Source organism: Paenibacillus wuxiensis, assembly GCF_040195695.1.
GTDB classification, from domain to species: domain Bacteria; phylum Bacillota; class Bacilli; order Paenibacillales; family Paenibacillaceae; genus Paenibacillus_B; species Paenibacillus_B suaedae.
In genome coordinates this window covers 522,989-541,787 of sequence record NZ_JBEFZI010000002.1, presented here as the reverse complement: position 1 = coordinate 541,787, position 18,799 = coordinate 522,989, and the positions used below count along the sequence as shown (strand labels likewise).

14 protein-coding genes are annotated in these 18,799 nt (G+C 46.3%); 11 read left to right on the top strand and 3 right to left on the bottom strand.

The window, feature by feature from the left end; genetic code table 11:
- Nucleotides 1–160: 160 nt before the first annotated feature.
- Nucleotides 161–814 (top strand): FusB/FusC family EF-G-binding protein, encoded by a 654-nt coding sequence (locus ABN764_RS05690; protein WP_446671232.1) that lies wholly within the window; start codon nt 161–163, stop codon nt 812–814.
- A 95-nt stretch (nt 815–909) separates the two neighbouring features.
- Here the strand turns inward: ABN764_RS05690 and ABN764_RS05685 are convergent, their stop codons facing one another.
- Nucleotides 910–1,587 carry a divergent polysaccharide deacetylase family protein gene (locus tag ABN764_RS05685; RefSeq protein ID WP_446671342.1) on the bottom strand — a complete coding sequence of 226 codons (678 nt, stop codon included), beginning with the start codon at nt 1,585–1,587 and terminating at the stop codon, nt 910–912.
- Between the two features lie 343 nt (nt 1,588–1,930).
- Here ABN764_RS05685 and ABN764_RS05680 point away from each other — a divergent pair, with 343 nt between their 5' ends.
- Both ABN764_RS05680 and ABN764_RS05675 read left to right on the top strand, forming a co-directional pair.
- A complete protein-coding gene (locus tag ABN764_RS05680; protein WP_446671231.1) occupies nt 1,931–3,070 on the top strand; it encodes an amidase domain-containing protein in 1,140 nt (379 codons plus the stop codon).
- A 91-nt stretch (nt 3,071–3,161) separates the two neighbouring features.
- Nucleotides 3,162–4,622: an oligosaccharide flippase family protein gene (locus tag ABN764_RS05675; RefSeq protein WP_446671230.1), complete on the top strand. Its 1,461-nt coding sequence runs from the start codon at nt 3,162–3,164 to the stop codon at nt 4,620–4,622.
- A gap of 92 nt (nt 4,623–4,714) precedes the next feature.
- Here ABN764_RS05675 and ABN764_RS05670 read toward each other — a convergent pair whose 3' ends face one another.
- Nucleotides 4,715–5,011: a phosphatidylinositol kinase gene (locus ABN764_RS05670; protein WP_174810575.1), complete on the bottom strand. Its 297-nt coding sequence runs from the start codon at nt 5,009–5,011 to the stop codon at nt 4,715–4,717.
- A 172-nt stretch (nt 5,012–5,183) separates the two neighbouring features.
- On the opposite strand from ABN764_RS05670, the gene ABN764_RS05665 reads away from it, so the two are divergent.
- From ABN764_RS05665 to ABN764_RS05635, 7 genes are all read left to right on the top strand, one after another.
- Nucleotides 5,184–6,365, top strand: a complete 1,182-nt coding sequence (locus ABN764_RS05665; RefSeq protein WP_446671229.1) for an NAD(P)/FAD-dependent oxidoreductase — start codon at nt 5,184–5,186, stop codon at nt 6,363–6,365.
- A 35-nt stretch (nt 6,366–6,400) separates the two neighbouring features.
- Entirely contained in the window at nt 6,401–7,264 is an 864-nt protein-coding gene (gene sigJ / locus ABN764_RS05660) for an RNA polymerase sigma factor SigJ (RefSeq protein WP_446671228.1), read from the top strand.
- Between the two features lie 127 nt (nt 7,265–7,391).
- Nucleotides 7,392–7,931, top strand: a complete 540-nt coding sequence (locus ABN764_RS05655) for a MarR family winged helix-turn-helix transcriptional regulator (RefSeq protein ID WP_446671227.1) — start codon at nt 7,392–7,394, stop codon at nt 7,929–7,931.
- Between the two features lie 133 nt (nt 7,932–8,064).
- Nucleotides 8,065–8,547 (top strand): hypothetical protein, encoded by a 483-nt coding sequence (locus ABN764_RS05650; protein ID WP_446671226.1) that lies wholly within the window; start codon nt 8,065–8,067, stop codon nt 8,545–8,547.
- 3 nt (nt 8,548–8,550) lie between these two features.
- Nucleotides 8,551–9,417 (top strand): NmrA family NAD(P)-binding protein, encoded by an 867-nt coding sequence (locus tag ABN764_RS05645; protein ID WP_446671225.1) that lies wholly within the window; start codon nt 8,551–8,553, stop codon nt 9,415–9,417.
- A gap of 206 nt (nt 9,418–9,623) precedes the next feature.
- Entirely contained in the window at nt 9,624–11,174 is a 1,551-nt protein-coding gene (locus ABN764_RS05640) for a DNA-binding protein (protein WP_446671341.1), read from the top strand.
- Nucleotides 11,175–11,318: 144 nt separating this feature from the next.
- Complete coding sequence (locus tag ABN764_RS05635; protein ID WP_446671224.1) at nt 11,319–12,932, top strand: bifunctional metallophosphatase/5'-nucleotidase; 1,614 nt, start codon at nt 11,319–11,321, stop codon at nt 12,930–12,932.
- A gap of 185 nt (nt 12,933–13,117) precedes the next feature.
- Here ABN764_RS05635 and ABN764_RS05630 read toward each other — a convergent pair whose 3' ends face one another.
- On the bottom strand, nt 13,118–13,735 hold the full coding sequence (locus tag ABN764_RS05630) for a L,D-transpeptidase family protein (RefSeq protein WP_512699554.1): 618 nt from the start codon (nt 13,733–13,735) through the stop codon (nt 13,118–13,120).
- 364 nt (nt 13,736–14,099) lie between these two features.
- On the opposite strand from ABN764_RS05630, the gene ABN764_RS05625 reads away from it, so the two are divergent.
- Entirely contained in the window at nt 14,100–18,659 is a 4,560-nt protein-coding gene (locus ABN764_RS05625) for a non-ribosomal peptide synthetase (RefSeq protein WP_446671222.1), read from the top strand.
- Nucleotides 18,660–18,799: the final 140 nt, after the last annotated feature.

Genomic DNA, 18,799 nt, shown 5'->3' with positions numbered 1-18,799 from the left:
GAATCAGCAACGACTCATGCAAAGCCTGATTTAGGGGCGATACTTTGCATGGGGCTGGACAATACGAAGAATGATTGTCGCCCAAGTACGCTTATATCGTTTCTAATAATGGGCTTTGCACCTTATTTCTTCAACTATTCAAAATAAGGAGCTGTAAAGCATGACAACACCATTTATTAGAAACCACCAATATAATTTGATTAAAAGGCAAGCGACTTTGCTTCAACATACTTGTCAGACAGTAGCGGATCACAAGATTGTTGATACAGTACGATACAGCGCGTTCAACAAGATTACAGAGGCGTTCCAGAGTGCAGAAGAGCAGCAGCTTCGTCTGCTTGAGCGGATTACGACACTCGACAAAACGGAAGAATTCTCTCAATTTCTGCTTTCTCTTGAACCTTACCTGATTGAGTTCGAACAGGTAACTGACAAGCAGCTGAAGAAGCTCTATCCGAAGAGTAAGAAGCTGAAGCTTCCGAATATGGAGGGACTGGATCTCCGCCATACGACGTATCTTGGATGGACGGACATTGGAACGAATCGCATGTATCTGATCCATCAGTTAGACGGACGACTTGTCGGTATTGAGGGGAAATTCACCCAAGCAAAGAAGAAGGGTACTTGCTTCCTATGCAATCGACAGGAAGAAGTGGCCTTATTTACAGCAGAAACGAAATCCAAACCAGCGAATGCTACGCCTGATTATTACAAGGCCATTGGGAATTATATGTGCATGAACAGCCATACCTGCAATCAGAACATTACGGATACGACAGCGTTGGAAATGTTTATTCGCAGCATTATTGGTTAAGTTTACGAGATAAAGAAGAAGAGGATGTCCATTCGGACATCCTCTTTTTCTATTCTGCATGTAGATATCGTCCTATTGTTGGGATAATAATCATGTTATTTTCGTGATGCATTGCTCTTTAATACAGAGGCTATTTTTTTGAACTGGATATTTTCTTGGTTCATTTTGACCATCTGATCTTTAAGAACCTCTGCTGTAATTCTCCCGCCAGCGCCGACATGCCCAATTGCAATACATACATCATGACGGCGGAAATGCTCGCGCATTAGCATGAACTGCTTATGAACAGCCGCCTTCGTATGTACATCATCTAGGAAGATGTGATTCTCTAGGCTGGGAACCTGCACCTCGCTTGCGATCTTGCCAACAATGCTGCGAAAATTAGTATGGCTGTCTACGAAGAAAAGCCCACGTTCTTTGCACACTTTCAACACATTTCGCATAACACGCTCATCAACTGTAGCCTTAGAACCCATATGATTGTTCATGCCTATGGCGTGGGGGACATTATCGATAGCTGCATGTACCCGTTTCTGAATTTCTGCATCACTCAGATCCGTTGTTATTGCTCCAGGCCCAAGCCAATGTTTCTTGCCTGACAATGCTTCCATCGGCATATGAACGATAACATCATGACCTGCAGCATGCGCACGCTTCGCGTCTTTTTCTGTACTTGGCATGAAGGGCATAACAGCGACAGTTACTTTATAGGGCAGCTCCATAATCTCTGTAGTGCCCTTGGCGTTATTCCCGAAATCATCAATAATGATCATTGCCGTTTTTTCTCCGTGCTGCAGATCGGATAAGGATTGTACGTCAACAGGGAATAACGGGAAGCTAAAGAATGCCACTATAAGGCTAAGGGCAATCCGGCATGACAAGCGTTTATTTACATCTTTCACATCAGCACCTGCTTTCTTGCTTGCTTCAATGATATCCTTGCTTATCATTGTTCATCGAAAACGTACAAACCATGCTTATTATTTTTTAGCAGAATCAGTTATTCGATGCAGGGCATAGTAAAAGGGTGCTGTATTTATGTATTTCACGAGCAGGGTGCGAAGTTTATGTGGTCGAAGTGACAAAAGGAAAAAGAGGGAGGAGTTTGTCGTTAACATGTATAGATGGTTTGTTATCCCTATATTCGTTATCGTTTGTATTGCTGTATCCTCCATACCGCAATACACATTCTCCGCAGAACAGCAAACAGTAGATAATGAGCTTACAACATTTATTCAGCAATTATTTGCGAATCGAGCCAAATATTTACTTCGTCAGGAAGATGGGCTGCTCCGCGATTTTTATATGCCTGAACGCGCATCAAGCATGAGGGCGATGAAGCATGAACAGATGCGTGCACAATATGTACAAACGTGGGTGAAGCATAGGCAACTTCAATTGGCGGATGCTGCTAGCAGCCCAAGAGTAATTCGGGCGAAAAAACGTAATGATCAGGTATTTGTCTCCGCTGTAGATTCATTGCGTCTCGGATATACGTACAATCAACCGTCAAGTCAAGTCGAGCACTTCGGGATAGGTACGCGGCATGCGCTTACCCTGATAAGGAAGAATGGATCGTGGAAGGTACTACGAGAATGGTATTTAGACCCTCTGGAAGAGAATCCTGATCTAATCCCGAAATTAACCGAGTTACCGCGCAATTCAGCGTCTAATCGGGTTAATGCCAAGACAAACCAAGCATCGGGTCTACATTCAACTTCAACTCGCTACAACCGTGATAAGGCTATTGATTATGCGAATAAATACGCAGGAATAGCTTGGGGGGCTGGTAACAATCATCGCTACAATCCCAGATATCGGGATTATACCGGGCAAGGAGGGGATTGTACGAATTTTGCTTCCCAATGTATTGGCGATCAAGAAGGCGGCGGATTGCGCATGAAGGGTGGATGGCATCACTATCGCTCAGGAGGCAGTAAAGCATGGGTACAGACCGATGCTTTCAAAAACTTCCTCATATATAGCGGGTACGGCAAAGTCATCAAAAAAGGAACCTACACTACAATTGTCCAGACCAGCAATCAGCATCCAAACGGCGCTTGGGCTGGTCTAAAGGCGGGAGACCTGATTGGGTACGAGCTTAATGGCGATATCGATCATTTTTCGATTGTAGTTGGCTTTGATGCTCAAGGTTACCCGCTCGTGAATTCACACACTGCCGATCGTTACCGAGTACCTTTTGATCTAGGCTGGGATAAATATACGAAGTACTGGCTCATCCATATTCGTGATTAGCTTGCAGAACTGGTCAGCACTTCGGCACATACCTCGTCCACTCCGATCATACAATGATGAGGACAAGAAGGAGTGGTCGGAAGGTGAACGAATGTTGTTGTCATCACTCGTAAAGCAAACTGCACTTCGAAGTGCAGTTCTCGTCATTGGTAAAGGAATAGGCCTTGCAGGCAGAGTAGCCATAACAAGAATGCTCGGTGCAGAAGGCATTGGGTTATACCAGATTGCCTATTCCTTCTTTGGCATGGCCTTGATGGTTATTTCCGGAGGGTTGCCTACTACGCTCGCCTTATTCACAGCGAAGCAGACTGATCGAGGTTGGAGGGTATTCCAGCTTTTATCCGTTTATACTGCATTGATTGGGATGGGGCTCGCATTTTGGACACAATACTATGCGAACAACATTGCTGTGCTAATTGGAGATGTTGAACTTGCATGGGCGCTGCGAGCCCTAGCCCCGGCATTAATCGCTGTACCACTTCTCCAATTAGCACGCGGTTATATGCAGGGAATCCGCAGCTACGAAGCGATTTCCTTGTCCGAATTAACGGAGCAAGCAGTGCGGATTACGGTACTGATTACTTTCGTAAGCCTGTACGCGGCTCAAGGAGTAGGTCGAGCCATAGGCTACGGGTTGTATGGCACGACGATTGCAGCTATTGCTGCGTTTTTGTTTTTGACGATATATGCATCTTCCACACGGCGTACGGCGATAATGATCACATATTCCCCATTGAGCAAAGAAGGGTTAGGCCTTTTTCTAAGATCCTCCTTCGTTATCGGTTGCACGCGAATGCTTGTACCACTTTCAGACTTCATTGACTCCATCCTTATTCCGAACAGATTGCAGGCTGCAGGGTATTCTATATCAGATTCAATCGCAATGTATGGCATTATTACAGGAATGGCTGCTGTCATCGTCTATATGCCGACGATGATAACGGCCTCTGTCTCTTATACGGTAACGATGAAGATAGCAGCGAAGCACGAAGCAGGCATGGAGAGCGGGCGAGATATCGAACGAATTCTCCGGTTTGTCTGGACATGGGGAATCATTAGCGGACTTTTTATTTTTCTGTATGCGAAGGAAGCGGCAATACTCCTATTCGGCGTGGAAGCTGCAGCAGAGCCTATTCGATACCTATCTGCAATCCCTCTTATTGTTGGGTTGCGTGAACTTACCACGAGTATTCTGTGGGCCCAAGATCGCAAACGGATTCCATTAACGGGTCTCGCACTGGGAATCGGCCTATCCGTCTTGCTCCAATACGTTATTGTTGCAATTCCAGGGTTTGGGTACAGAGGAGCTGCGATTGGAATTCTTCTTATGGAAACGGTAGCCGTTCTTTGGAATTTGCATGCGCTTCGGAATGCTAACGTAACCTTATTCACAATTAAGTGGGTAGGATGGGATTTAATATTGTTTTCTTGTATCATGTTTGTCCTCATCTCGCCCCTTATTAAGGAAGGGCAACTAACATTGATTGTTCTAAGTGCACTTTTCTATTGGATAAGCGCAGCTTTCCTTATCGTTATAAGATACCGCAAGTAGAAATTTGCAGAATGATAGCGAGATAGGGAGCCCCCTGTGTTCCATATCATGTTAAAAATTCACACAGGGGCTTGATTTCGTTCTCATCAGGACTACAGGAAGAATGGAAGTAAAAATAAGTCATCAATGAACCCAAATGGGATTCGGCGAGGGAAAAAGCGGCGTCTTGGGAAAAAACCAGGCTGAAACCCAAATTGTCTGTATACAGTAGGTTGTGCAGGCATGCCGCTCATTTGCGTCATCATTTGATCACTTGGTATGGCAAGTGTTAACCCATCTTGATCGACATGAGAGATAAACCCATCATGATACATATTGTCTTTCGTACGAATACCTACATAATTGTTTACACAATTCCAACTCACTTGATGATAGTAATTAGGATCCATAAGTGCCTCCTTGTAAATATCAGTCATCTCAGCATCAGTCTATCCGCGAATCCCCATATTGCTCACGGCTATAGCCCAAATTCAATAGAAACAAAACTAATCCATTTTCTTCTGTCACAAACAGCTGTGCTATGTCGTTCTATGTGCAAATCGATCTTAAGGAGAGAAGCACATGAGAGAACAGACATGCATCATTATTGGAGGCGGCTATGCCGGATTAAATGCTGCACACGCGATGTCAAGTATTATGAAGGGCATGAAAGACTCCTCCCTTCATATTTTTCTTATTGACCAGCATGCACATCATTTGCGTAAAGTACTCCTTTTCAAGCCTACCGCAACAGACACGGCCATTACGGTTCCATGGTCGGATGTATTGCCTAGCAGAGTTACATTCATTCAAGGGAGTGTTACTTCCATACAAGGAGCCAACAAGCATGTACTATACGAAGGTCGGGATGGCCAATTACATCGCATCTCCTATGACTTTCTCATTGTTGCTCTTGGGAGTACTATTCGTAAACCGGCTGAAGAACAAGGAGGAATTGCGCTTACTCATGAACATGCAGCATTGCAGATCCAACAGCAATGGCGAAGCAATATGCAGAAGGCTGCAGGAATACAAGATCAGCTCGAACGCAAGCGTCTCATGTCGGTTGCTGTAGTAGGAGCAGGAATTAGTGGCATTGAGGCTTCTGCCGAATTAGCTTACGCAATGCGGATGGAGGCTATTGAGCTCGGATTAGCTGCGAATGACGTTCGAGTTTCTTTAATAAATGCGCAGGAGCGGTTATTCACCGAAGGCCCCTTGAAGGTAGCTGCCAAGTTGGAAGCTGCACTGAACGAGTTAGGTGTTGCTGTAATTCACCACAGTCGAGCAAGTCATGCAAGGGATGGTATGCTGCACCTTGATGACTGTGATCCGCTGCCAGTTGGCTTATGTATTTGGACACTGGGACTTCAGTCTAATCCAGTCCTTCGTTCACTTGGTTTACCCGTAACTGAAGAAGGGAAAGTCATCGTAGATGCAAGTTATCGAGTTCATGGCCTCCCGGGAGTATATAGTATCGGTGATTGTGCGCATATCGTTGACCCGAAAAATGGTAGACCAGATCGTATGACATGCAAGGAAGCTATTCCACAAGCGAATCGGCTAGCCAAAATCATAGCAGCAGACATTGCGCATCGTCCTGCTCCATCCCACCAATCTTATATGGAGCTATTTTGTATTGGCTTAGGCCCTGAACGCGGATTAGTGTGGTTCCGGCAATGGGGAATAGATTTCGTACTGACAGGCAAGCTCGGATGGAAGATACGAAAGTTCACCTGGGATTCTGCTAGTTTGATAAAATAATGGCATCAATTGTGATTACAAGGGAGAAGGACAATATGGATACGACAGAACTTTATCATCAATATAAAGCACTGCTGTTCACACTTGCCTATCAGTTGACTGGTTCAACTGTTGACGCAGAAGATGTTGTGCAAGAGGTATTCGTCAAAATCCATAAGTTGAACGGAAATGAGCTTGAACAACCGAAGGCATATTTGTGCAAAATGGTTACGAATCAGTGCTATGATTTGCTAAAATCGGCTCAGCGCCGACGAGAGCAATATTTCGGTACTTGGCTGCCAGAGCCTGTTGCAACAACCTACGAGGATCCGATGAATTCAATTGTACGTTCTGATTTGCTATCCTACGCGATGCTTGTGCTGCTTGAACGATTAGCGCCTGTGGAACGCACGATCTTCATCTTGCGTGAAGCGCTCGGGTTCGACTATCCCGCAATTGCACAAATTGTGAATAAAAATGAGGTGAATTGCCGCAAGTTGTTAAGCCGAGCCCGCAATAAGATGGGAATTTCGGAGGAGGAGCCTATCCCTCATGAGCTGGCTAGTGAGGAATGGGTAATGCGTTTATTACAAGCACTGAGGTCGAATAGCGTGGATGCCGTCGTGTCTATGCTGCATGAAGATATCGTTGTTCTGTCTGATGGAGGCGGCAAGGTGTCGGCTGCTGCACATCCAATTACAACGCCAGAACGAGTCGCACAATTCCTCATCGGACTTATGAAGAAGACTGTCCAACAAGAATACCTGTTGCATTATGAAATTACCTCTATTAATGGGCAAGCGGGAGTGATCGTCCATACCGATGGACGACCCGACACCGTTATCCTGCTTCATTCGGAGGGGGCTGCCATTCGCAATATCTATTTCGTACGCAACCCAGATAAGCTTGTACGACTCTAATAGTGGATGACCCCTCTAATATAAGACTGAGAGCCGATCGACCGTTGTTAAAGAATTTACAGTAGTTGATTCGGCTCTAAAATAATGAGGACTTGACAATTATATAGTTAGGAGCCATACTTTTTGTATGACCAATCAACCATTATTTACAAAGAGCAATGAAACCGCACCTACACTCATTCAATCCAAGCGGCAGATTGATCGCTACAACCTCGACGTCGACGCACAAGCCATTCTTGTTGCTGCTCGGTTAATGGAGGCTGGTGCGAAGCTAGGACATGCGGCAGAAGTTCATTTCTCCAGATTCGGATTATCAACAGGTCGATATCGCTTGTTAGCTGACTTGGAGGACAATGGGGGAGAGGAGCTGCCATCGCAATTAGCCAACAACCTCGGTGTGACTCGTGCGACTGTCACGGGCTTAATCGATACCTTGGAACGCGATGGTCTCGTCACTCGGCGTACTAGTGCATCAGACGGTAGGCAAAAGTCAGTTGTTCTCACGGATCAAGGAGCTAATAAGCTCCGTGAGATGGCACCAGAGCATTTCGCAAGACTGGAGGCCATGGTAGAATTGCTAACCAGTGAAGAGCGCACCGTGTTTCTCGATCTGCTCGAAAGAGTTACCGAAGGAATTTCAGCACTTACCGCGGAATCTATCGTCTAAACAGGGACAGTGGATGATCGTGAAAGGGGCTAGTCTTGACTAGCCCTCCTTTCCACCCATATAGTTAGGAACCTAATTATATGGGGGGGGTAGGAGTGAGCAATTTTTTTAACAGAAAGGGTGAAGTCAAACATTGAACAGATCAAATGATGCAAGTGAGACCAAGGATGGTAGTAATAGGATATCTAAGCCTTCTGTTCTCTGGCGCGATATCATGATAGCTTATGCTGCGCCGGCGTTGATGGCCGGGATTGGAGGAGTGGTGATCGGTGACCAGATTCTGTTCATTGCCGCCTTTACTTCGATAGGAGGGACATCTGCCGTAACAGCATGGATCATTGGTCGTTGGCTGCAAGATTGGGGATTACATACACAATGGTTGAACAAGTCGCATCTTCTTGTCATTGCAACGATATTCGCCTTTTTAGGAGTAGCAACAGGGCTGCTGATAGCTTTGGTTGTTACAGAACTGTCGATTTATGCATTTTCACAAGAGATTGCATGGTTGGATCGGGTGTGGATAGACTTTCCTCTATCTGTCGCGATAGCGAGCACAACTACAGTATGCCGCTGGTATAAGGCAACACACAAACATACATCGAACAGGAGCGTGTAAGAAATGATAGTAGTAATCGGTGCAACAGGAACCATCGGCAGAGAACTGCTAAACAGTCTGATTCAAGCAAACGTACCCGTACGGGCCATCAGCAGAGAGCCGGACAAACTCCGGATTCAATTGGGTGCGGGTGACCATAGACAGGTGGAGATTGTCCACGCAGATGCATCCGACGCATCAGCATTGCGCTCTGCATTTCAAGGGGCGAGCCAACTTTTTCTGTCCATGTCGAATAGTCCAAGACAAGTGGAATTAGAGAGCACTGTCATCCGAACGGCTATCGAGGCCGGCATTGAGCATATTGTAAAGATTTCTAGCCCGCTGTATAACGCTCTTGCTCCAGTGGAGATTGCCAGATGGCATCTGGAAATCGAAACCTTGCTCAACCATTCAGGTATTTTGCATACCGTATTGCGACCCTATGCTTTCATGCAGAACTTACTTCGATTGAATGGGCCGATTCGCAAGCACAATGCCTTCTACGGCTCAATGGGGAACTCAGCATGCAACTACATCGATTGCCGAGATATTGCGGATGTCGCCGCAGAAGTACTGACGAATCACAAGAAAGCAGGACGCATCTATACACTCACTGGTTCAGAAGTGTTCAATTATGAACAAATTGCGGCCAAATTCACAGCAATGCTCGGTCGTCCTATTACGTATATCAACATGGATTCGAACACACAGCGCCGTTCCTTAATGGAACAAGATCATATGCCGCTATGGCTTGCGAATCACGTTGTAGAGATTCAAGCCATGTCTGTAGCCATTCCGGAGCATCCTACAGATACAGTTGCTCAATTGCTCGGCCAAGCACCGAGAACGCTCGATAACTTTCTCGAAGAACATATCGTCCTATTCCAGTAGTAGTAGATGCATTTCGCCGCTTTTGATTTCTTACTTATACCAGTTGTAATATTTTCTATATAATTCATAAAAATTGATCGATTAACATAATCTTCGCATGAACATAAGTTTCCCTTAACATACGAGCCCCATAATAATGTTGAACGGAGAGGTGCAATCCCCCGCATCACAAAATGAGGAGGCGAAGAAGAATGAATATGCTAACTGTGTTGAAACGCAAATGGTTCAAAGTTGTACTTGCTGCATTAATCGCACTGCCCACGTTGTCCTTGGGAGCAGGGTCTAACGCTTATGCGGAGGGGCCAGCCGATCCGGCGCCATATATCACGGCAAAGGGTACACCGAACGGCAAGAAAGTATTGTTCGATAACACTCACGGTCAAACGGCTGGCGCAGCAGACTGGGTAATTGATGGCGGCTTCTCAGATTTCGCTAACGGCATTGCAGACAAAGGCTATGAGGTTAAGGAATTGCGCAAGTCTACGCCAATCACTTATGATGATCTGAAAGATTATCAAGTGTTTGTTATTGGCGAGGCCAACATTCCGTATAAGACATCCGAGCAAGCAGCAATGTTGCAGTATGTCAACAGTGGGGGCAGCATCTTCTTCATCGCAGACCATTACAATGCGGATCGCAACAAGAACCGCTGGGACGCTTCTGAAGCATTTAACGGCTACCGCCGTGGAGCATGGAGCAATCCAGCACAAGGGATGAGCACAGAGGAGGCCAACTCAGCTGCTATGCAGGATGTTGCAAGCTCCGATTGGCTGTCCGACAACTTTGGTGTTCGTATTCGCTACAATGCACTCGGTGACATTAATGCTAACGTGATTGTCGATCCACAGCAAGCATTCGGCATTACGAATCAAGTAAGCAGTGTTGCCATGCATGCGGGTTCAACGGTTGCAATTACAAATCCGCAAATTGCGAAAGGCATCGTGTACTTGCCTGCGGTAAGCAGCAGCCAGAAATGGCCAAATGCAGTAGATCAAGGCGTATATAACGGAGGCGGTGTCGCAGAAGGGGCTTATGTATCTATCTCGAAGGTCGGGTTAGGGAAAGCCGCTGTCATTGGTGATTCCTCTCCAGTAGAAGATGCAACTCCGAAATATTTGCGCGAAGAGAATGGACAGACAAAAAAAACATATGATGGCTACAAAGAGCAGGATGATGCCGCACTGCTCATGAACCTTATTGACTGGCTTGCCGAGCAGGAGTCATACACAAGCTTCACACAGGTGCCAGGACTGCAGCTTGACACACCAACTGCATTGCTGCCGTTCGAGACACCGCAGCTCAGTACAGAGCCGCAGCCTGAGCCGTGGGCAGCACCTGCAGCGGGCTACAAATGGTGGGATTCTTCCACATTCAAGAAAGGCTCATATGGCGCTCCAAGTGGGGGACAGAACCCATCTGGCAATCCTGCGATGACACATCCTGCAACGGTAACTGCAGCCACGCCATTCAATGTAACGATTACTGCAGGCGGATTAACGCCGAACAGCAGCATTACGCTTCAAATCGGCGTATACTTAACGGGCGGGCAGCAAGTCGGTCAAGTGCAGCAAGATAATGGCAGTTGGCCTGCCGGATATGGCTATAACAGCGCCACACTCACAGCGGATAGCACTGGTACTGCCGTGAAGACAATCCAGGTGCGAACACAATCAGGCAAGAGCGGGGCAGCCAGCATTCGTCTCCGCAAGGATAGCAGCAATGTATATCAGACTAATCCAATTACAATTGCACCTTAAGCTATAAATGTCATGAATTGTCTGACTTAGCTAGATCGTATAGAGAAGTCCCGGCGGGGTTGCCAGGGCTTCTCTATCCTTTCTTTCGAAAGACACCAGCCAAGATAGGGATAGATGCTTCCAACACAGATGAGGAGAATCCATATGAGCAATGAAACAGCAGTACCTCTTCACGAAAACAGTGATTCCTGCACAGCAGCCATCATACATACAAGTGACATTCACGGAACCGTTATGCCTTATCGTTATGCGGATCAGCAGCATATTGAAGCAGGGTTAGCCAGAATGGCGACCGCTATTGACACTCTGCGCCATCAGTATAAGGAATCTGTACTGATCGACAATGGCGATCTGCTTCAAGGCACACCGCTAACCTATTATCATGCTCGCATACAACCAGAGCTGCCTAATCCAATGGTCGCCTGCATGAACCAGATCAAGGCGGATGCTGCCGTCATCGGGAACCATGAATTTAACTATGGGCTTCCCTATTTGAAGCAGGCGATTAAGGAGTCTCAGTTCCCATGGCTCAGCGCAAATCTACTTCGGGAAGAAGACGGAGAGCCTTACTTTGGCAAGCCCTATATTGTAAAGGAGTATGCGAATGGACTTAAGATCGGCATACTGGGCTTAACAACCCCGTATATTCCGAACTGGGAATTGCCGCAGCATATTGCAGGAATTTGCTTCGAAGACGCGGTTGATGCGGCGAAGCGCTGGGTGAACATTCTTCGATATGAAGAGCGGGTTGATCTCGTTGTCGTATCCTATCATGGCGGATTCGAGCGGGACATGCATACTGGTGTACTAACAGAAGCTGATACGGGTGAAAATCAAGGCTTTCGAATTTGCATGGACGTTCCCGGAATCGACATCTTGTTAACCGGTCATCAGCACCGATTGATTGTAGATGAGCAGGTGAACGGGGTATGGATCGCGCAACCGAGCTCCCATGGGCAAGGAATCGGATTCATGGAGCTTAGCATGATCAAGCTTGAGGGGAAATGGGCACTAGAACAATGTCAATCTCAGTTCATTTCTGTAGAGGGAACAGTCCCGGACGAACGTATCTTGGAAGTGATCCATGACATCGAACAGAAGGTTCAACACTGGCTGGATCAACCGATTGGTACTATGGAAGGCAAAATGTTGGTCGATGATCCGTCGCAAGTCCGGCTTGCAGACCATCCGTTGATCGCATTCATTAATCGGGTTCAAATGGAATACGGATGTGCCGAAATATCGAATACCGCTCTCTTCGATGATAGTGCGCCAGGATTCTATGGAGAGATTACGATGCGACAGGTGCTGGCCAACTATATGTATCCGAATACGCTAAGAGTCATTCGCGTCTCGGGTCAAGATATTAAGGACGCCTTGGAGCAATCTGCCTCTTATTTTGCATTATCGGAACAAGGGAATCAGATACAGGTTAGTGAAGCGTTCTTATATCCGAAGCCCCAGCATTATAATTATGATATGTGGTCAGGCATTGAATATGAGATTCAAGTCTCACGACCGATAGGACAGCGCGTTACTACGCTAACCGTTGGTGGCGCGCCAATTGAGATGAACGCTGAATATGATGTGGCTATGAACAATTATCGAGCCGGGGGCGGGGGGAATTATGTCATGTTCGCCAATAAGCCAATTGTGCTTGATCTGCCGACAGATATGGCTGAATTAATCGTGGATTATATTAGGAAGCGGGGAACCATTGCAGCCGAGTACAGTCATAATTGGAGAGTTGTCTTGTAGGATTTGAAGCAAAATACCATCTTTCAAATCCGAACAAAGGTTATGACTACGAACTAAGGGAGGCTGATTGAGCAGCTTCCCTTGTTTTTTGGGATTCACTCACTTAGAAGCATTTCGCAACCGCACATTCGGATATTCGCCGACATGTAAAAGAAACAGCTAATGTGAAGAGTGCAGACCCACGGTCATTCTACCAATCCAAGATGTACATAAATAGGGAAGGAAACAACGCCATTTGGCTCTAGCTGGTGATCGCGTTGATAACGCTTGAGGGCCTGCGTCGTGCTTGATCTGAACTTGCCGTCACACCTTCCTGTGTAATATCCTGCACTTTGCAGCCTCGACTGAATCAATTGCACATCTCCGCCAACATCACCTTCCGCTAAATCGCGTGGATTATGCCTCAAATCACCCAGTGCATGTCCCATAATCGTTACTTTCGTGCCAATCGGAATCATCTCATACAATTCGATAACATCTTTATTGCGCATACGAATACAACCATGACTAGCGTGGCGTCCGATGGAATAGGGCTTATTGGTACCATGGATACCATAATTCCCCCATGTCACATTCAAGCCGAGCCAACGAGGTCCGAATGATGGACCCCAGTTCTCCCCCTTAAATATGATACGGAATTCACCCGTGGGAGTTGGGGTAGCGGGATCACCAACTGCGATATGATAAGACTTGATTGTCTTGTTATGCTGTTGCACAACAAGGCGGTGAAGGTGGGGGAAGATGATGATCGAGTAGTCATCTCGCTTCGATTCAACGGTATTCAAAGGTTTTGCTTCAACCATATCTGGCACGAGGGCGATCATTGCCAAAGGAATGGATATACTTAACAGCAACAGCCGACATAAAAGTACATAAGCATGTAAATTCATCGATTTATTTCTCCATAAAGTTTTACACTACGCTGGGGATAGTTTCACCGACATTGCGAAATTTATACAATTTGTGCAAGCAGTAATCATAACCTTATTCAATGCCCTTTGTAGGAGATTGGGTATATGCCAGCGATGCATGAAATAACTGCAATCTCAGTATTTACAAGAAATTATCAAATGATCAATTCTTTTTAGAAAACATTTGATTGACCCTCTTTCCAATGACATGTTTCAATGTGCTAGTAGATGAATTTGACAGGGAAGGGCGAGTCTGATGAATGATTGGTCACTTACACATCCTCAACTTAGAATCTGGTACATGGAGAATATGCAGCCGAATACAAGCTTGGGCATTATTTCAGTATCGTTGCGGCTTAAGTCGAAACAAGGCAGACTGGAGATACCTTTCCTGCAACAAGCTATAAATGAAGTCTTGAGGCGAAATGAAGTTCTGCGTCTTCGTATCGTAGAGAGGGACGGACAGGAGCCAAGACAATACATCAGCAAGTATCAAAACTATGAGGTTCCAGTCATTGAGACCGTCGGTGTTGATGTAAAATCCTGGGAAAAGACGAGAGCTCAGATGCCAATGCCGTGGAAGGATACCGATCTATTTGAGTTCATTCTGTTGCGGATAAATGCTACAGAATGTGTATTATACCAGCGTTTCCACCATTTCATTCACGATGGAATCTCCCAGCAGCTTATCATTGATGATATTCTTGCCTATTACAGTTTCCTTGTTCAAGGCGCAGCCTTACCAGAGCCACATCGACCTTTCTATTTGCAGTTCATCGCTAGTGAGCTGGAATACGAGCAATCTGAGCGCCGGGAGAAAGACCGAAAATATTGGCTGCAGGAATTTGAAGCACAATCCTCTGACAGCGTTCATACAATCTCGCCACTCCTACTGCATGATCCTACCTGTAAATCCGATCGTATAACTTATCCATTGTCTGCCTCCGTGCAGCAGCACGTATATCAATTCTGCGAAAAGCATCAAGTTAGTCCATTTACGTTATTTACCGCACTACTTGGCATTTATTTATACAAGTGGAATGGGAACCAAAATCAAGTCATCGGCACGACATTAAGCAATCGAACGAATAGAGCAGAGAAAAACATGTTAGGTATGTTCGTCAGCACCGTGCCACTCCGCCTCCAGATAGAAGGGGAACAAGACAGGATCTCATTCATTAAGCAAGTGAACAAAAAGCAATTCTCAGCGGCAAGGCATCAGAAATATCCATTCAATCAGCTTGTACAGGACATTCGTTCCAAGACAGGCGACAGCTCGCCTCTCTTTCACACATCCATTGAATATCGAGAGACGGATACGTCGAATGAAAACAGCAATGAGCACGTTCAATATGAATGGGAGCACATCCATTGTGGCTATGAGGAAAATGACTTCCTGCTCCGGGTACAGCGAGTCGCGGCGACGAATGAATTGTCCCTGCACTTTGATTATCAGATAGCTAAGTTCAATCCAAAAGAAATTCAGCGACAGATTGAACAGTATGTATATGTAATCGAAGAAGTGCTTGCACAGCCTGAACGCTCTATCGACTCAATCGAAATTTGCACGCCTGAGCAGCGTGCAGAGCTGATGACTTCCTTTCAGACAGCGAAAACACAAGAGTCCAATCCCACTCTCTTAGTAGTTCAAGCGTTCAATGAGCAGTGCGAACGAACCCCTGATGCTATAGCCATTCGATGCGATCTGAAATCCATCACTTATCGAGAACTAAGTACCAGAGCTGACCGATTGAGTGCGCATCTAAGGAATAAAGGTATCGGGCAGGACGATGTCGTAGGCATCCTGATGGAGCGATCTATCGATACCATTGTCAGCATGCTCGGGATATGGAGAGCTGGGGCGGCCTACATTCCGCTAGACCCTGCACTCCCTCATGAACGAATCTCATTTATGCTTACAGACAGCAGTGTCAAAGTCATCGTTACGCATCGAGGCCTAGAAAGGCGTTTCCAAATCGATAGAGCATATGAATGGTTGGATCAAGATAAATGCACCGCAGACAGCGACAAGCAAGAAAGTAGGCAAGAAAGCCAGCTATTAAATGACATTTCAATAGATGACATTCAAGTCACTCACCCTGCTCCAAACAGCCTTGCATATATCATCTATACCTCCGGGTCGACCGGCAATCCGAAGGGGGTGATGATCGAGCATCAATCATTCGGCAGCACTCTGCATTATCGGAACCAAGAATACAAGACAAGGGTAGGAGACACCGTGCTCCCGTTGATTTCCTTCGCGTTCGATGGTTTTGTGGCGACGTGCTGGTCACCGCTTATTACGGGAGCGACAGTTGTGCTGGCAGTTGAGGAGGCGATGAAAGACTTCTATGCCCTACGCAACTTGATTATACAAGAGAAGGTCTATCATATTATTTCCACACCAAGCCTATATGGGTCTTTACTCACTGGATTATCAACAGAAGATATGTCGAGTCTTCGGATTGTTACCTTAGCAGGCGAGCGGGTCAGTGATGCGGTGATAGAGAGAAGCAAGCAGCTTCAGTCCGACACTGAAATTGTAATTGAATACGGCCCTTCCGAGAACAGCGTTGTCACGTCAATCAAGAAAGACGCGCAAGCGGGAGGAGCCTATAGCATTGGCAGACCGTTAGCGAATAGCTTCGTATATATCGTGAATGAGCATCTTCAGCTGCAGCCAATTGGGGCACAAGGACAGCTATGTATCACCGGAATAGGACTTGCTCGCGGATATCTCAATCTACCGGAGCAATCAGAGCAGTGCTTCATAGCGAACCCCTTCTTCGACTCGGATGGATGGAAGCGAATGTACTTGACTGGTGATTATGCCAGATGGCTTCCTAACGGGGAACTCGAATTCATTGGACGAACAGACGACCAAGTGAAAATTCGTGGTTATCGAATTGAAATTGGTGAAATTGAATCGCAGCTGCAGCGCTTGCCAGGCATTCAAGAAGCTGCCGTGCTTATGATCAAGCAAGATACTTCCGACTCGACGCTATCTGCCTATATTGTATCGGATCAAGGACTCGTGATCTCAGATATTCGTACTCAGCTGCTGAATCAGCTTCCTAGCTATATGGTTCCTGCACACTTCATGAAGATTAACAGCATGCCGCTAACACACAATGGCAAGATTGACCGCAAGGCACTGCTTCACATGACCGAACTGTCTTCTGGCAATCAACCGTATATTGCGCCTGCTACCGAACGTGAGCAGCTGCTGGCGGAGCTGTGGGCAGAGACGCTAAATAGGCACCCAATCGGGTTACACCACAGCTTCTGGAAACTCGGCGGTGATTCCATCAAAGCGCTTCAACTCATGGGGCGATTGCATCAGTTCGGGTATACCTTGACAGTAAAGGAACTTCATTCATATCCAACGTTGGGTGAGGCAGCCGCCCGCATGAGATTTACAGACAAGCGCCCCCAGAACGAGATCATCACTGGAGTCGTTCCATTTACACCTATTCAACAGTGGTTCTGGGAGCAGCGGTTCGCGAACCCGCATCATTGGAACCAGTCATTCGTCCTATTCAGTAAGACGAGATTTGTGCAAGAGCACATCGAACATGTATTTGACCATCTTGTTCTTCACCATGATGCATTGCGAATGACCTATCGCCCAGAAGGGAAGTTGATCGTTCAAACCATCCGCCAGCCAGATGAAGGGCCCTTCTATCATTTCGTATCATACGATCTAGAAGATGCTGACCATCCTGAGCGAGAAATGGAACAGATTGCAACTCAACTGCAGCAGAGTATTAATCTCTACAAGGGCCCAATTGTCAAAGTTGGTCTATTCCGTACGAAGGGTGGGGATCACCTGCTGCTCACGATTCATCATCTGATTGTAGACGGATATGCTTGGCGTGTGCTCCTCGAAGATTTTGCTGATGGATACGATCAGCTTGTGAACGGACATCCACTGCGTGTTAGGCCAAAGTCAACTTCTCTGAAGCAGTGGGCAGAGAGACTACACACCTATGCTCAGCAGGATGAGGTTATTCAGGAACTTCCTTATTGGCTTGCGCTTGAACAATATTCTGGAGATCCATTACCCCTCGGTATACGCAGCGATGTGCAAGCTGCCGATTTTGGCGTATGGAGCGATAATGGCATGATTGCGGTTGAATTCTCTTCGGAAGCAACCGACACACTGCTTCGGAGCAATAATACGTCAGCAAGCCCGGAAGCATATGACCTCATGCTAACTGCGTTTGGAATGGCGCTTGCGGATTGGAGTGGAGGACGCACATTTCGCTTGGATGTTGAAGGCCATGGAAGAGAAGCAATCGGGGAAGAGATCGAGGTGTCGCGTACGATCGGCTGGTTCATGACGATGTATCCGATCATTCTCGATATGTCACGAGCCGATTCCCTTCCCGCAGCTGTCGAACAGACTCGGCAAATGCTGCGCAGCATTCCGAACAAGGGAATGAATTATGGGGTACTGAAGTATTTGACCAAGCATGAGTCAGCAAGCGGTACAGCAATTTTGGAGAGGAAGGCAAATATAAATTTCAATTATATGGGTCAATTCGGTAACGAGCTGAAAAATGAAAATTTTACGTTCTCAGCGATGCCGCCAGGTGATACGATAGGACTGGACAATGGACGAATGTATCAATTAGAGGCGGTTGCCATGATTGTAGCAGGGCAGCTTGTCGTTCGGTTCGTGTACAACACACGGGACTATGAACATTCCAATATTCAGGTGCTCGTCAATCGATATAAGGCCCGTCTCGAAGCATTGCTTGAATTACACAAGCACGGATATGCATCAGGGCCGAGTTCCAGTCTAACCGTCTAAGCGTAACAGAGACCGATGCTGCTTCGACTATATCCGTATCTTCATCCGAATAAGTAGGAATGAGATAGCCTAAGTCATCACAAGTAAGATGGGAAAGTCCTCCTATTTTCCATTGAATGTGACGCAATCCACAATTAAAT

Coding starts and splice junctions, on each gene's coding strand:
- ABN764_RS05665 (WP_446671229.1), top strand. CDS start 5,184: ATGAGAGAACAGACATGCATCATTATTGGAGGCGGCTATGCCGGATTA.
- ABN764_RS05685 (WP_446671342.1), bottom strand. CDS start 1,587: ATGATCATTATTGATGATTTCGGGAATAACGCCAAGGGCACTACAGAG.
- sigJ (WP_446671228.1), top strand. CDS start 6,401: ATGGATACGACAGAACTTTATCATCAATATAAAGCACTGCTGTTCACA.
- ABN764_RS05635 (WP_446671224.1), top strand. CDS start 11,319: ATGAGCAATGAAACAGCAGTACCTCTTCACGAAAACAGTGATTCCTGC.
- ABN764_RS05645 (WP_446671225.1), top strand. CDS start 8,551: ATGATAGTAGTAATCGGTGCAACAGGAACCATCGGCAGAGAACTGCTA.
- ABN764_RS05670 (WP_174810575.1), bottom strand. CDS start 5,011: ATGGATCCTAATTACTATCATCAAGTGAGTTGGAATTGTGTAAACAAT.
- ABN764_RS05690 (WP_446671232.1), top strand. CDS start 161: ATGACAACACCATTTATTAGAAACCACCAATATAATTTGATTAAAAGG.
- ABN764_RS05675 (WP_446671230.1), top strand. CDS start 3,162: ATGTTGTTGTCATCACTCGTAAAGCAAACTGCACTTCGAAGTGCAGTT.
- ABN764_RS05625 (WP_446671222.1), top strand. CDS start 14,100: ATGAATGATTGGTCACTTACACATCCTCAACTTAGAATCTGGTACATG.
- ABN764_RS05680 (WP_446671231.1), top strand. CDS start 1,931: ATGTATAGATGGTTTGTTATCCCTATATTCGTTATCGTTTGTATTGCT.
- ABN764_RS05630 (WP_512699554.1), bottom strand. CDS start 13,735: ATGGTTGAAGCAAAACCTTTGAATACCGTTGAATCGAAGCGAGATGAC.
- ABN764_RS05655 (WP_446671227.1), top strand. CDS start 7,392: ATGACCAATCAACCATTATTTACAAAGAGCAATGAAACCGCACCTACA.